The sequence below is a fragment of the Neobacillus rhizosphaerae genome, assembly GCF_937468385.1.
Taxonomy (GTDB): domain Bacteria; phylum Bacillota; class Bacilli; order Bacillales; family Cytobacillaceae; genus Neobacillus; species Neobacillus rhizosphaerae.
On sequence record NZ_CALBWS010000001.1, the window covers coordinates 398,822 to 414,370 of the forward strand.

The 15,549-nt window shown below is 38.3% G+C and carries 12 protein-coding genes; all 12 read right to left on the bottom strand.

Annotated features, from left to right (window positions below; genetic code table 11):
* Positions 1–10: 10 nt before the first annotated feature.
* The gene (gene rimP / locus M5A78_RS01925) at positions 11–481 is read right to left on the bottom strand and encodes a ribosome maturation factor RimP (protein WP_248733580.1); all 471 of its coding nucleotides are present in this window, start codon (positions 479–481) and stop codon (positions 11–13) included.
* A 449-nt stretch (positions 482–930) separates the two neighbouring features.
* Complete coding sequence (locus tag M5A78_RS01930; RefSeq protein ID WP_248733581.1) at positions 931–5,256, bottom strand: PolC-type DNA polymerase III; 4,326 nt, start codon at positions 5,254–5,256, stop codon at positions 931–933.
* Positions 5,257–5,420: 164 nt separating this feature from the next.
* Positions 5,421–6,683, bottom strand: coding sequence for an RIP metalloprotease RseP (gene rseP, locus M5A78_RS01935; RefSeq protein WP_248733582.1), 1,263 nt, complete (start codon positions 6,681–6,683; stop codon positions 5,421–5,423).
* Between the two features lie 91 nt (positions 6,684–6,774).
* Positions 6,775–7,917: a 1-deoxy-D-xylulose-5-phosphate reductoisomerase gene (gene dxr, locus M5A78_RS01940; protein WP_248733583.1), complete on the bottom strand. Its 1,143-nt coding sequence runs from the start codon at positions 7,915–7,917 to the stop codon at positions 6,775–6,777.
* 37 nt (positions 7,918–7,954) lie between these two features.
* Positions 7,955–8,737 (bottom strand): phosphatidate cytidylyltransferase, encoded by a 783-nt coding sequence (locus tag M5A78_RS01945; protein WP_248733584.1) that lies wholly within the window; start codon positions 8,735–8,737, stop codon positions 7,955–7,957.
* A 110-nt stretch (positions 8,738–8,847) separates the two neighbouring features.
* Entirely contained in the window at positions 8,848–9,624 is a 777-nt protein-coding gene (locus M5A78_RS01950) for an isoprenyl transferase (RefSeq protein WP_248733585.1), read from the bottom strand.
* A gap of 276 nt (positions 9,625–9,900) precedes the next feature.
* Entirely contained in the window at positions 9,901–10,458 is a 558-nt protein-coding gene (gene frr, locus M5A78_RS01955; protein WP_248733586.1) for a ribosome recycling factor, read from the bottom strand.
* Complete coding sequence (pyrH, locus tag M5A78_RS01960; protein WP_248733587.1) at positions 10,458–11,183, bottom strand: UMP kinase; 726 nt, start codon at positions 11,181–11,183, stop codon at positions 10,458–10,460. The genes frr and pyrH overlap by 1 nt, the downstream gene beginning before the upstream one ends.
* A 128-nt stretch (positions 11,184–11,311) precedes the next feature.
* Positions 11,312–12,196 carry a translation elongation factor Ts gene (gene tsf, locus M5A78_RS01965; protein WP_248733588.1) on the bottom strand — a complete coding sequence of 295 codons (885 nt, stop codon included), beginning with the start codon at positions 12,194–12,196 and terminating at the stop codon, positions 11,312–11,314.
* A 137-nt stretch (positions 12,197–12,333) separates the two neighbouring features.
* Positions 12,334–13,032 (bottom strand): 30S ribosomal protein S2, encoded by a 699-nt coding sequence (rpsB, locus tag M5A78_RS01970; RefSeq protein WP_248733589.1) that lies wholly within the window; start codon positions 13,030–13,032, stop codon positions 12,334–12,336.
* A gap of 199 nt (positions 13,033–13,231) precedes the next feature.
* Positions 13,232–14,011, bottom strand: coding sequence for a GTP-sensing pleiotropic transcriptional regulator CodY (gene codY, locus M5A78_RS01975; protein WP_248733590.1), 780 nt, complete (start codon positions 14,009–14,011; stop codon positions 13,232–13,234).
* A 112-nt stretch (positions 14,012–14,123) separates the two neighbouring features.
* Complete coding sequence (gene hslU, locus M5A78_RS01980; RefSeq protein WP_248733591.1) at positions 14,124–15,530, bottom strand: HslU--HslV peptidase ATPase subunit; 1,407 nt, start codon at positions 15,528–15,530, stop codon at positions 14,124–14,126.
* Positions 15,531–15,549: the final 19 nt, after the last annotated feature.

Here is a 15,549-nt window from a genome sequence, read left to right on the forward strand (position 1 = left end):
TTTTCTTTCGTTATGAAAAAATAACAGCTAATCGTGCATTCGCCACTTTTTCAAAAGGTATTTCTATGGTTTTCTTACGAGTTTTGATTTTGACTTCAATTTTAAGATGCTGCCCATCAAATTCAAGCAATGTCCCCTCGAAGTTTTTTTCGCCATCAATTGGCTCATAAGTTTTGATAAAGACATTTTTGCCGATTGCCTTTTGAAAATCTTTTTCTTTTTTTAATGGACGCTCTGCTCCAGGAGAGGACACTTCTAGAAAATAATTATGGGGAATTGGATCGATTTCATCGAGTTTTTCGCTTAGTCGTTCACTGACAAGTCCGCAATCCTCAATATCAACACCCTTATCTGAATCTATATATACGCGAAGAAACCAGCTTTTTCCTTCTTTCACATACTCGATTTCTACCAATTCCAATCCTAATTCAAGCATAATCGGTGCGGCAAGCTCTTCCACTACTTCCGTTACTTTGCTCATACTTACCCTCCTTTTTTCGATATTATTCACCCATATTGTATGTAGTTCACGGAAAGTTTTATTAAGTTACATAAAAAACGTAAATAGAGTTCCACGCTACCACCTATTCCTGAAAATACAATGGATTCAATGCGATAGCATAACCTAATAAAGGCGGTGTGAGCAGAGCTGCATTTCACTTTATTCGTCGCGTGAAATGTAAATTTTTCACTCAGATAGAATATCCTAGTTCGTTTTAGCGGCACTCCGCCCCTTTTCCATACAAAAATAATCTACACAAAACGAAAGAGCGGGTTTCCCCACTCTTGAACACGAGAGTATTTCTTAGTATTTCCAATAAAACTATACCATAACCAACAATTATATGCAAATGAATCCCAAAGCTGAAGCACCTTAATCATGGGCCGGTAACCTTGACGCTAGTGGTGTCGTATCTAGGTTTTACTTAATTAGAACAACGAAAGTTGATTTTGCTCTGGAAGGGATTTTAGACAGCCTTGTTTGTCTAAATATTCAAGAATGGTCTTAGATACCTTCCCCCGCTGCTGCAAGTCTTCTTTCGATAAAAATTCTCTACCTTCTCTAGCCTTAACGATATTAAACGCAGCGTTTGTTCCTAGACCAGGTATCGAATTAAAAGGTGGAATTAATGAATTTCCATCAATAATAAATTCTGATGCATCGGATTTATATAAATCATAATTTTGGAAAGAAAAGCCTCTTTCAGTCATTTCAAGTGCTAGCTCCAAAACGGTTAGCAGGTTTTTCTCTTTATTTGAAGCCTCTAAACCCTTTGCATTTATTTCTTCAATTTTTGCCCGAATAGCCTCTGAACCACGCGACATCGCTTCAATGTCAAAATCCTCTGCTCTGACAGTAAAGTAGGCAGCATAATATAGCAGTGGCAGATGGACCTTAAAATAGGCAATTCGAACCGCCATTAATACATACGCTGCAGCGTGTGCCTTAGGAAACATGTATTTAATCTTTTTGCAGGAATCGATGTACCATTCCGGTACTTCGTTTTTTCGCATTTCCGCTTCCATTTCTTCGCTTAAGCCTTTTCCTTTACGGACGGATTCCATAATTTTGAAAGCAAACGATGGATCCAGCCCCTGATAGATCAGGTAAACCATGATATCATCACGGCAGCCAATTACTTCACTTAAGTTACATGTTTGATTATGAATTAACTCTTGCGCATTTCCAAGCCAAACGTCGGTGCCATGTGACAGCCCAGAAATCTGAACGAGCTCTGAGAAGGTAGTTGGTTTCGTATCTTCAAGCATCTGCCTTACGAATCTGGTTCCAAACTCTGGTATCCCTAGAGTCCCGGTTTTACACATGATTTGTTCTTCTGTTACCCCTAATGATTCGGTGTTGCTAAAGATTTTCATCACTTCTGGGTCATCGGTTGGGATGGTTTTCGGGTCCATACCACTCAGATCCTGAAGCATTCTGATAACTGTCGGATCATCGTGACCAAGGATATCTAGTTTTAATACGTTATCATGGATGGAATGGAAATCAAAATGTGTTGTCTTCCATTCAGAATTTCTATCATCAGCCGGGAATTGAATGGGTGAAAAATCATAAACATCCATGTAATCAGGGATAACAATAATTCCACCAGGGTGCTGTCCCGTCGTTCTTTTTACCCCGGTACAGCCGGAAGCAAGTCGTTCCACTTCTGCATTACGCATCTGTAAATTGTTTTCTTGTTGATAGGCTTTTACATAACCAAACGCTGTTTTATCTGCAACCGTACCAATTGTCCCTGCACGGAATACATTATCTTCACCAAACAGGACCTTCGTATAGTTATGAGCACGCGGTTGATACTCACCCGAAAAGTTTAAATCGATATCGGGAACTTTATCTCCCTTAAAGCCGAGGAACGTTTCGAATGGGATATCATGTCCGTCCTTGCGGTATTTATCTCCGCAATGTGGGCAATCTTTATCAGGTAAATCAAAACCAGAACCAACAGATCCATCATTAAAAAACTCTGAATGCTTACAGCTTGGGCACACATAATGTGGTGGCAGTGGATTTACTTCTGTTATCTCGGTCATTGTTGCAACAAGGGATGAACCGACAGATCCACGTGAGCCTACAAGGTAACCATCATCAAGTGACTTTTTAACAAGCTTATGAGAGATTAAATATATGACGGCAAATCCATGTCCGATAATACTTTTTAATTCCTTTTCAAGCCTTGCTTCAACAATTTCAGGGAGTGGGTCACCGTAGATTTTGCGTGCCATCTCATAGCTCATTTCACGCATTTCTTCATCCGCGCCTTCAATTCTTGGAGTATATAAATCATCTTTTATCGGTTTTATGACCTCAATCATATCGGCAATTTTATTCGAGTTTGTGACGACAATTTCCTTTGCCTTTTCTTTACCTAAAAACGAGAAGGAATCAAGCATTTCGTTGGTTGTTCGAAAATGGACATCAGGAAGCTCGTGCCGATTCAGCGGGTTAGCGCCGCCTTGTGAGCTGATTAATATTTTGCGATAAATTTTGTCGTTTTCATTTAAATAATGAACATTTCCCGTTGCCACTACTGGAAGTCCTAATTTATCGCCTAGTGCAACTATTTTCGTAATAATATCTTCCATAGCCTTTTCATCACGGACCAATTCCATTTCAATCAACGGTGCATTTATTTCCTTAGGCATTACCTCAAGATAATCATAAAAATGGGCATGGGCTTCTACTTCCTCAGGAGACTTTTGCATCATCCCTTCGAATACTTCACCTTTATTACAGCCAGATCCCACTAAGATTCCTTCACGATATTTTTGTAAGACCGACCTAGGAATTCTTGGAACTCTGTAAAAATACTCAATGTGAGAAATCGAAACGAGTTTAAATAAGTTCTTTAACCCAGCTTCAGTTTGTGCTAAAAGTGTGCAATGATATGGACGAGCACGTTGATAGGCATTTCCTTTTCCCATGTTGTTATTAAATTCGTCATGGTACTCTATCCCCTTTTCAAGGGCATCTTTTAACATCTTTAACAATAAATATCCGGTTGCTTCTGCATCATATATTGCCCGATGGTGTTGGGTTAGTTCAATGTCAAATTTCTTTGTTAAAGTATTTAAGCGGTGGTTTTTCAGCTCTGGATAAAGAAATCGGCCGAGTTCAAGTGTATCAATGACTGGGTTTTTCGCTTTTTCCAATCCGATTTTTTTATAACCGACATTGAGGAATCCCATATCGAAGGAAGCATTATGGGCGACTAAAACCGCATCCTCCGCCCAGTCATAAAACCTTCTGAGGACTTCTTCCACTTCAGGTGCATTTTGCACCATATCATCAGTAATACCTGTCAAATTTATGGTTGTTGCAGATAAACGATGATGTGGGTTAGCAAAGGATTCAAACCGGTCAATGATCTCCCCTTCCTTCACCTTCACAGCAGCTAGCTCGATAATCGTATTATAAACAGCTGAAAGACCTGTGGTTTCAACGTCAAAAACGACATAGGTATCTTCTACTAATAACCGGTGAGCGTCATTGTAGGCAATGGGTACACCATCATCGACTAAATTAACTTCAACTCCATATAGAATCTTAACATCATTTTTCTTTCCTGCTCCATATGCCTCGGGAAAAGATTGGGCAATAGCATGGTCGGTTACGGCAATAGCTTTATGACCCCATTTTTTCGCTTGAGCAATTAGGGCACTTACTGGTGTTACAGCATCCATCTGACTCATAGGAGTATGAAGGTGAAGTTCAACACGTTTTTCATCTTCTGCTGCGGTATCCTTGCGGCCAATTGGCTTGAATTCATTAATATCATTGCCAATCATGACAAGGTCACGAACAAAGGTATCGTTTTGAATGCTTCCACGGACCCTTACCCACATTCCTTTTTTCACATGCTGGAACAGGGCAGCATCCTCTTTATCACGAGAAAACATTTTTACCATGATAGAGCTTGTGTAATCAGTAATCTTAAAAGTTAAAAGGGAACGCCCGCTTCTTAACTCCCGTATATCTGCATCGAAAATGTAACCTTCAACTACTACTCTTCTCTCTTCATCGACGATATCAATTAGACTGCGCAGGTCACTATCATCTTTAATGGTTAATCCAATCGATAACGGACCAACAGGACCATCTCCTGCAGCTTGTTCCTTTTCAGCTTCCTTCTTTTGCATCTCAACCATTGCCAACAGGGCACGTTCCTGATCTTCCTTTTGCTTAGCAAGTAAAAATTGTTGATATTCCTCATTTTTTTCATCAGTCTTTATGTCTGTCTCGATTGCCAATAGCGGAAAACCTATGGATTGAAATACCTCACCAATTACTGGGCCGTATTTACGTTTTAGCGCCAGCCCTTCTGCCTCATTTCTTACGGAAATCGTTAACTTATTCCCGCTAACTTCTGGTAATTGCTCATTTAATAGCTTCAAAAGCGGCGGAGATATTCCATCAATTTGCTGAATGGAGTAACTCCAATATTCTTGGATTAATTCCGGTGTAAATAATTGATTGGATACTTGGATACTGTAAGAAATTGCTGCGATATTCGAAAATGTTCTCTCTAACTGAGTTGTAAATCGGAGATAAACATTGTAAGGAAGGATTTTTTCAAATAAGAATTGAAAATTCCACTTTCTAGCTTTCTTTTCAACTAATAATCGTTCAATTTGCGCATTGTTGAAATGCACTACTACAGCATCCTCTACCAATTGCAGCTGCTGGAGCAAGAGTTGGAATCGCTCTTTATTGCCTAGGGCAGGTTCGCTCATCGTCTCTCTCCCATCTATATAAAATCAAAAATTTTTTATCTATGTCAAAAAATAATTATACCATATGACCCGAGATGATTCGGCTTTATTCGACAGAAATCTTTATCCATTTTTGAAACTAATTCAGTAAAAACAAAAAGAGACCGCAATCACGGTCTCTCTCCTCATTTCAAGAAGAATCTCTGAATATCATTCCAGGTTACAACGAGCATCAGTAACATCAGAAGGGCGAATCCAATAAAATGGACCATTCCTTCCTTCTGGCGATCAATTGGCTTTCCTCTTACTGCTTCAACTGCAAAAAACATTAATCGACCACCATCAAGCGCTGGAATTGGTAATAAATTCATGATCCCTAAGTTAATACTTAAAATCCCTGCCCATTTCATTAAGTAATAAATTCCTGATTTGGCAACTTCAGCAGTTGAATTGTAAATTCCAACAGGACCGGATAACGCATCAATTGAAAACTGTCCGGTAACAAGCTTGCCAACCATTACAAATATTTGCTTTGTCCAGAAATAGGTTTCTGTGAAACCAGATTTAACTGCTTGGACTGGTGATTTTTCAACAGGACTGTAAACACCGATGATTCCCATTTTCTTACCATCAACTGTTTTTTCAAGCGGTGTTACTGGGATTTCCTTTTCTTTGTTATCACGAACCACCGAAAAATTAAGTTTTTCATTTGGGTTTTTTCGAATGATTTCAACAACATCAGACCAGTTCGAAATTTCCGAACCATTAATACTCTGAACGATATCACCCTTTTTTAAACCAGCGACTTTTGCAGCACCATCAGGAGTAATTTCACCCAGTTTCGGTTCATTTGAAGGCACACCCTGTAAAAGGGCAATGATTAGAAATAAAACAAAAGCAAGCACAAAGTTCATCATTGGTCCGGCAAAAATGGCCATGAATCTTTGTGGTAATGTCTTGGAGCCAAATTGACGGTCAATTGGGGCAATTTGTGATTCAACCCCATTTTCAATGATGACTGCCTTTGGATTTATAGAAAATGTTCGTAAGTTTTCATTTTCATCTTCTGGAAATCCCTTAATGACTAATTCCTGTTCAATATCAGCATACTCCACTTCAACAATTCGACAGTTTGGATATTTTTCTTTATTATTTAGGATTATTTTGTCTACTTTATCTTCCTTATCAAGTAAAAGTCCAATTCGATATCCTGGCTTAATTTCAACCATCTCTGGATCTTCGCCTGCCATTCGGACAAATCCACCAATTGGTAATAAGCGAATGGTATAGGTAGTTTCTCCTTTTTTATGAGTAAACACTTTAGGACCCATACCGATAGCAAACTCGCGGCAGAGGATTCCTGCCCTTTTTGCGAAGATGAAATGTCCTAATTCATGGAAGAAGACGAGTGCGCCAAAAATGACAATAAAGGCTATAACTGTACTCAAAAATAAAACCACCTTTTTTTAAGATAGGAAAAATCTCCTTAACTTCGATACTTGTCTTGCGAACGGGCCAAAATCGAACGCTTCTGCTTATTTATAGAAGTGAATGTACATACTGTCTCGTTTCTTTATCTACCTCTTGAATTGTTGCTAAGCTAGGGTGCTCCATTGTTTGATGGGTATTTAGTGCCTTCTCAATCAAATCTTCAATTTGAAGGAAACGAATTTTCCCCGCCAAAAATGCCGCTACTGCAGCCTCGTTGGCAGCATTCAATACAGTTGGCATTGTCCCGCCTTTTTCCCCCGCCCAGTAAGCAAAGTGCAGACACCGAAACCTTTCAACATCCATTTCCTGAAAATTTAATTTTCCAATACTCGCCAAATCCAAACGATTTGCAGCTAAACGCGGCAGGCGATCAGGATAGGTAAGGGCATATTGGATTGGGACTCTCATATCCGGTGATCCAAGTTGAGCAATGATACTGCTGTCATGAAATTCAACCATCGAATGAATGATACTTTCCTTATGGAGCAGTACATCAATTTTTTTATAAGGCATGTTAAACAACCAATGGGCCTCAATCACTTCCAACCCTTTATTCATCATTGTAGCTGAATCAACCGTGATTTTAGCTCCCATTGACCAATTAGGGTGGTTTAGCGCCTCTTCGACAGTAACATTTTCTAACTCCTTACGAGAGCGTTCACGAAAGCTTCCGCCAGATGCTGTTAGAATTAAGCGTTCAATATTTTTTTCCTTTTCCCCTTGCAGCGCCTGAAAAATGGCAGAATGCTCACTATCTACTGGCAGCAGAGAAACATGATTCCTTTTGGCTGCCTCCATGACTAAATGGCCTGCGGTAACGAGTGTCTCTTTATTGGCAATGGCAATTATCTTCCCACATTCAATCGCTTGTAATGTAGAATTTAGCCCAACACTTCCCAAAACTGCATTGACAAGAATGTCCGTTTTTTCATAAACCGCTATTTCAACTAATCCATCCTCACCATAAGTGAACTTAGTAGTCGGAAATTCGGCTTTTAATGTATTACAATCACTTTTCGTTTGTACAGATACAAACTCCGGCTGAAATTCAACAATCAATTTCCGAGCCAAATCGATATTTTTACCAACTGAAAATGCAGCTACTTTAAATTCTGTAGGATGTTCGCGAATAATATCTAACGTTTGCGTGCCAATTGAACCCGTGGCACCTAATAAACTAATGACTTTCAATAATTTCAACTCCTAAAAAGAAAAGCGCAAGCGCTTTTTACCAAAGGTGGAAAAGATGTAATATGGGCCAAACAAATATTAGGCTATCAAAGCGGTCAAGGATTCCTCCGTGACCTGGTAAAATTTTACCCGAGTCTTTTACATTAAAATGACGCTTAAATGCAGATTCAACAAGATCACCAATTTGTCCAAAAACAGACAATACAACAGTAATTCCGATGATTGAGCCTTTTATATCCGTGAATAATACAAATAAAATGGCAACAATTACGGCACAAACAACACCGCCTAATGATCCTTCAATGGTTTTATTGGGACTGATTTCAGGCCAAAGCTTTCTCTTCCCCAGTGCTTTTCCAATAAAGTATGCACCTGAATCTGTCGCCCAAATCATAAATAAGGAATATAAAATATAGACAAGTCCTCCATCCACTCTAGTTTCAAATAAAAAGTAAAAGCCTATACCAACATAGACAGCAGACAAGAGGGAAAATGATGCATCTTCAAATGTAAAACGATTCTTAGTTATAACTGTATACGTAAATAATAAAAGGATAAATACTATACACAGTTCTATTTTTGAATAATAAAAGGAATCCAACACGTGGTTATATTCCGCTGGGAAAAGAAGAGCCCAAAGAAACAAAACCGTTAGCAGTCCGTACCCAGAAAAGATGTTAAGATTCTTCATTTTAAATAACTCATATAGCCCAATGGTCGCTAAAAAATACGTTAATAGTACAAGTGGAAATCCACCAAAGTAAACAATTGGCAAAAACAACGCCGCAGCAACTACTCCTGTTATGACTCTTTGCTTCATCAGATATTTCAACACCTTCTATGTTCTATTAAAGGTTCATACAGCTAACCCTTATTAAAAAAAGAACCATTTCTCAACCAGCCTTTATATGATAAATGCAGAACACTACATTATATTCCACCATATCGACGCTGGCGTTTTTGGAATGCTTCAATCGCTTCTAACAAATGATCCTCACTAAAATCTGGCCATAATACATCAGAAAACCAAAACTCTGAGTAAGCCAATTGCCAAAGCATAAAATTGCTTAAACGCATTTCACCGCTAGTTCGGATTAAAAGATCCGGGTCAGTAAAATTTGCCGTCATTAGGTAGGAGGAAAAAGCTTTTTCGTCTAGCTCTGTCTCCTTTATTATACCTTTATTGCAATCGTTTAAGACTTGTTTAACAGCATCGAGAATTTCTGATCTGCTCCCATAATTCAAGGCAAAATTTAAAACCAAGCCATTATTATTTTTGGTTTCTTCTATAGCTTTTTCTATTGCGCGAAGTGTATGTATTGGGAGCTGATCTTTGTATCCCATCATTTTCACTTGCACATTTTCCTTAATCAATTCAGGAAGGAAGGTACCTAAAAATTCATCAGGCAGCTTCATAATATATTCCACTTCATTTTTTGGTCTTTTCCAATTCTCCGTCGAAAAAGCATATAAGGTCAACGTTTTAATTCCCAGCTCATTTGCCAACTTCGTTGTTTTACGAACAACTTTCATTCCCTCATGATGGCCTGCAATACGTGGTAATGCCCGTTTTTTAGCCCACCGCCCGTTGCCATCCATAATAATCGCCACATGCTCAGGAACAGCTGCTTTTTTTACTTGCTCTATTTTATCTCGGAGTGTGGAAGAAGTATTTTGTTTCTTCCTAAGTCTAAATTTATTTAACATAACATTGCTCCTCAATTAGTTAATCATTTCCTCCGATAATAAATCTGCATTTCAATCGAACCCGGTGTGTTGTTATTTGAAGGATATTTCAGGGTAGCATGCTTTTATCATACCAAAAAAGCAAAAAGATATCTCTAATAAATAACTTATGTAAAATAAACGGAATTAAGAATAATATTCAGATAACTCCAAAAACATACTCCACTGTTAATAAATCCTGAAAATAGTGAAAAAAACCCCCTAAAAAGAGGGTTCTTAATAGAAATAGGGGAATATTTACACTTCTAAAATTTCTTTTTCTTTATCTTTCGTGATTTGATCAATTTTTTGAATAAATTCATCCGTCAGCTTTTGAATATCATCAGAATAACCGCGAAGTGCGTCTTCAGTAATTTCACCATTTTTTTCTAGCTTTTTCAAATCATCATTGGCATCACGGCGAATATTACGGACCGCTACTTTAGCTTCCTCTGATTCTTTTTTGACTAATTTCACAAGGTCCCGACGGCGTTCTTCAGTCAGTTGTGGAATAGCAATTCTAATTATCGTCCCATCATTACTCGGATTCAACCCTAAATCAGACTTCAAGATAGCTTTTTCAATATCTCCAAGAATCGATTTATCGTACGGTTGAATAACAAGAAGTCTAGCTTCAGGTGTGGTGATACCTGCCATTTGATTTACAGGAGTAGGTGAACCATAATAATCAACGGTAATTCTGTCTAAAAGTGAAGCACTTGCTCTTCCGGCACGAATGCTGGCAAGCTCACGTGAATATGACTGAATCGCTTTTGTCATCCGATCTTTTGTAGTTGAAAGGACTTGTTTTGGCATTAATTTTTCCCCCTAACAATTGTTCCTATTTTTTCACCCATTACCGCCTTTTTAATATTGCCCTGGTCCATAATCGAGAAAACAATAAGTGGAATATCATTATCCATACATAAGGAAGAGGCCGTAGAGTCCATGACTGCCAATCCTTCCTTTAGTACATCTAGGAACGATAAGTCTTCGTATTTAGTGGCATTTGCATCAATACGCGGATCTGCAGAATATACACCATCCACATTATTTTTTGCCATTAAAATGACTTCCGCATCAATTTCTGCTGCTCTTAAAGCAGCCGTTGTATCTGTAGAAAAATAAGGATTACCTGTACCAGCCGCAAAAATTACAACCCGTTTCTTCTCTAGATGCCTTATAGCACGACGTCTAATGTATGGTTCAGCAACCTGACGCATTTCAATCGAGGTTTGCACCCGTGATTCAATTCCTAAGTGCTCCAAACTATCTTGAAGTGCTAATGAATTCATAACTGTAGCAAGCATTCCCATATAATCAGCAGTCGCTCGATCCATACCCATTTCACTGCCGATTTTCCCACGCCAGATATTGCCGCCACCGACAACGACTGCTACCTCTACGCCAAGTTCGGCTATTTCTTTTACCTGAATGGCTATCGATTTTATGACAGAAGGTTTAATACCAAAGCTCGACTCACCAGCAAGTGCTTCCCCGCTTAATTTTAAAACCACGCGTTTGTACTTAGGACCGCTCATATAAACCTCCATTTTTTATGTAGATTATTACCTTCAAAAATAGGGAACACGCCGTGTCCCCTATTCAAAACCTATTTCAGTAACATTCCCTTTTTGCTTGCTTTGTTTAAAAGCACGAGAATATTTGACTATTGTTTATTAACTTGATTCATAACTTCTTCTGCGAAGTTATCTTCACGTTTTTCGATTCCTTCCCCTACTTCATAGCGGACGAATTCGCGAACTGTTGCACCTTTAGATTCAACAAACTGACGTACCTTTTGATCAGGGTTTTTAACAAAAGTCTGGTCAAGGACACAAACATCTTCAAAATATTTTCCAAGACGGCCTTCTACCATTTTAGCAACGATGTTTTCAGGCTTTCCTTCGTTAAGAGCTTGTTGTGTTAATACTTGACGCTCGCGCTCAACTTCTTCTTGTGATACTTGATCACGAGAAACATATTTCGGTTTTAACGCAGCAATGTGCATAGACACATCTTTAGCCGCATCTGCTTCAGTAGTACCTTCAAGAACTGTTAACACGCTAATACGTCCACCCATATGAAGGTAGGCACCAAATGCATCATTATCAGTTTTAGACACTACTTCAAAACGACGTAATGTAAGTTTTTCTCCAATTTTAGCAATTGCAGTATTGATATAATCTGCAACAGTTGCTCCGTTTTCAAGCGTTTGCGCTAAGGCTTCTTCAACAGTTGCTGGTTTGTTACTGAGAAGATGTGCTGCTAGTTCCTTAACAAGAGTTTGGAAACCTTCGTTTTTCGCAACGAAGTCAGTTTCTGAGTTTACTTCAAGAATAACAGCTTCGTTGCCTTCTGTTAAAATAGAAGTCAATCCTTCTGCCGCAATGCGGTCTGCTTTATTTGCTGCTTTTGCGATCCCTTTTTCACGTAAGAAATCAATGGCCTTTTCCATGTCACCATTCGTTTCTGTTAGAGCCTTTTTACAATCCATCATCCCTGCGCCAGTTTTTTCACGAAGTTCTTTAACCATTTGAGCAGTTACTGCCATAATATATATTCCTCCTTTTATTTAACTATGTACACCTATCTTAGCCAAGTACAGCTAAGATAAAACTCATATTTCTCCAAAAAAAGGTGATAAAGGGTCTCCCTCTTATCACCTTTTTGTTTAATCCGAACATTGAATTAAGCTTGAACCTCTTCGCCTTGTTTAGCTTCAAGGATGGCATCTGCCATTTTACCAGTTAAAAGCTTAACCGCACGAATCGCGTCATCATTCGCAGGAATAACTACGTCGATTTCGTCTGGATCACAGTTTGTATCAACAATTCCTACGATAGGAATGTTTAATTTCTTAGCTTCTGCAACTGCGATACGCTCTTTACGAGGGTCGATAATGAATAATGCATCTGGAAGCTGCTTCATATCTTTGATGCCGCCTAAGAATTTTTCAAGACGTTCTTGTTGTTTCTTTAATTGAACAACTTCTTTTTTCGGTAAAACTTCGAATGTACCGTCTTCAGACATTCTTTCAATATCTTTTAAGCGACCAATACGCTTTTGAATTGTTTCAAAGTTAGTTAAAGTACCACCTAACCAACGTTGGTTAACATAGTACATACCAGAACGGCCCGCTTCTTCTTTAACAGAATCTTGAGCTTGTTTCTTTGTACCAACAAAAAGAACTGTTCCACCATTACCGGCAAGTTCCTTAACCCAGTTATAAGCTTCTTCAACTTTTTTAACTGTTTTTTGAAGGTCGATAATATAGATACCGTTACGCTCTGTGAAGATATACTTCTTCATCTTAGGGTTCCAGCGGCGAGTTTGGTGTCCGAAATGTACACCAGCTTCAAGCAATTGCTTCATAGAAATGACTGACATGTTTTTTTCCTCCTAATGGTTTGTTTTCCTCCGCTCAAGTCATTTTTAAACAGAACTGTTGATAACAGCACCGTCTGTTTAAATCGATGAGCGTGTGTATTAACACCATGAAATAATATAGCACAAGTGCTTTAAACAATCAAGGTGAACTTATACAAAAAATTAAAAATCCCCAGGGAAGCCTGAGGATTGGTAGTCATTATTTAGATCTTAATTTATCAAGTTCAATAAGAAACTTATTGTTTAAGACTTTGATATACGTACCTTTCATCCCAAGGGAACGAGATTCGATTACCCCTGCACTTTCAAGTTTTCTCAATGCATTAACAATAACTGAACGAGTAATACCAACGCGATCTGCAATTTTTGAAGCAACTAATAAACCTTCATGACCATTAAGCTCTTCAAAAATATGCTCAATAGCTTCAAGCTCACTATAAGATAATGAACTAATGGCCATTTGAACAACTGCTTTGCTTCTTGCTTCCTCTTCAATTTCTTCTGCTTTTTCACGTAAAATTTCCATACCTACTACAGTTGCACCATACTCTGCAAGGATGAGTTCATCATCATGAAACTTTTCTTGCAGTCTTGCAAGAATTAAAGTACCAAGACGTTCTCCACCGCCGATAATAGGAACAATTGTTGTTAAACCTTCACTAAATAAATCTCTGTTTTCCACTGGAAAAGCAGTATATTTGCTTTCTATATCAAGATTGGACGAAGTTTCTTGAATACTAAATAAACCTTTTGTATACTCTTCAGGGAATTGGCGATCTTCAAACATCTTTTTCATTCTTTCATTTTCAATTTGTTGATAAATTGAAAATCCTAAAAGTTTACCGCGACGGCTAACAATATAAACGTTCGCTTCAATGGTTTCACTCAACGTCTCAGACATTTCCTTAAAATTAACTGGCTTTCCTGCTGCTTTTTGCAATAAAACATTAATTCTTCTAGTTTTTGTAAGTAAATCCATCTGTTTCTTCCTCCTAATTAACTACAACCATTATTAAATTTATTTGGTAATACATCCATTATAACGTATTAGGTATCCTACGAATGAATGAAATAAAAAATAACACCCATTCCTAAAGAATAAATTGACTCAAATCTTTATTTTTAGAAATAGCACCAAGTTTATCATCAACATACTTCGGTGTAATCGTGATTTTCTCCATCGAAATATCTGGAGCTTCAAAAGATAAGTCTTCCAAAAGCTTTTCTAAAATCGTATGAAGACGTCTCGCGCCAATATTATCGGTATTTTGATTCACTTCAAATGCTACTTCAGCAATTCTACGAATAGCATCGTCAGAAAATTCAATTTGTATACCTTCTGTTTCTAATAATGCCTGATATTGTTTAATTAAGGCATTATCTGGTTCAATCAAGATTCTAAAGAAATCGTCAATTGTCAGCTTTGTTAGTTCAACCCGGATTGGGAAACGTCCTTGAAGTTCCGGAATTAAATCTGATGGTTTAGCCATATGGAACGCCCCTGCTGCAATAAATAAAATATGATCAGTTTTAATGGAACCATATTTCGTTACCACTGTTGAACCTTCTACAACTGGTAGGATATCTCTTTGAACACCTTCACGGGATACATCTGCAGAGGAACCGCCAGAATTTTTGCTGGCAATCTTATCGATTTCATCGATAAAAATTATTCCGGTTTGTTCAGCACGATAGACGGCTTCAGACGTAACTTCATCCATATCGATGAGTTTAGCAGCTTCTTCGCTTGTTAAAACCTTTCTTGCCTCTCGAACAGTTAATTTTCTCTTTTTTTGTTTTTTCGGCATAAAGCTGCTAAGAGCGTCCTGCATATTCATTCCCATTTGTTCAATTCCTGAGCCCTGCAGCATGTCAAACATCGAAGGAGCCTGCTCCTCTACCTCTACGGTAACGATTTCTTCCTCTAATTGACCAAGTGCTAATTTTTCTTTGACAATCTTCCGTTTTTCATGGATAGAGTAATCTTCTTGTTGTGTTTCTTGCTCAGATGAGGAATTCCCACCACCACCAAACAACATTTCCAAAGGGTTTTTATAGTTAGTCGATTTTTTAGCAGATGGTACAAGTAAATCAACGAGCCTGCTATTTGCATTCTCTTCAGCCCGTTCCTTCACACTTTGCATGCGATCCTCTTTCACTAAACGGACAGATGTCTCTGCAAGATCTCGAACCATTGATTCCACATCTCGGCCAACATAACCAACTTCTGTGAATTTAGTAGCTTCAACCTTTATAAATGGGGCACCGACAAGCTTTGCAATCCTTCTAGCAATTTCTGTTTTACCAACGCCAGTAGGTCCAATCATCAAAATATTTTTCGGAATAATTTCTTCCCGAAGCTTGTCATTTAATAAGCCCCTTCGATATCGGTTCCTGAGAGCCACAGCTACCGCTTTCTTCGCGTCCTTCTGACCAATTATATATTGATCAAGTCTTTCTACAATTTGGCGGGGGGTTAAATTAGTTGTTCTTTCCATGGTAATTAATATCTCCTTC

Coding starts and splice junctions, on each gene's coding strand:
- rimP (WP_248733580.1), bottom strand. CDS start 481: ATGAGCAAAGTAACGGAAGTAGTGGAAGAGCTTGCCGCACCGATTATG.
- M5A78_RS01930 (WP_248733581.1), bottom strand. CDS start 5,256: ATGAGCGAACCTGCCCTAGGCAATAAAGAGCGATTCCAACTCTTGCTC.
- M5A78_RS01945 (WP_248733584.1), bottom strand. CDS start 8,737: ATGAAGCAAAGAGTCATAACAGGAGTAGTTGCTGCGGCGTTGTTTTTG.
- M5A78_RS01950 (WP_248733585.1), bottom strand. CDS start 9,624: ATGTTAAATAAATTTAGACTTAGGAAGAAACAAAATACTTCTTCCACA.
- frr (WP_248733586.1), bottom strand. CDS start 10,458: ATGCCAAAACAAGTCCTTTCAACTACAAAAGATCGGATGACAAAAGCG.
- pyrH (WP_248733587.1), bottom strand. CDS start 11,183: ATGAGCGGTCCTAAGTACAAACGCGTGGTTTTAAAATTAAGCGGGGAA.
- tsf (WP_248733588.1), bottom strand. CDS start 12,196: ATGGCAGTAACTGCTCAAATGGTTAAAGAACTTCGTGAAAAAACTGGC.
- rpsB (WP_248733589.1), bottom strand. CDS start 13,032: ATGTCAGTCATTTCTATGAAGCAATTGCTTGAAGCTGGTGTACATTTC.
- codY (WP_248733590.1), bottom strand. CDS start 14,011: ATGGATTTACTTACAAAAACTAGAAGAATTAATGTTTTATTGCAAAAA.
- hslU (WP_248733591.1), bottom strand. CDS start 15,530: ATGGAAAGAACAACTAATTTAACCCCCCGCCAAATTGTAGAAAGACTT.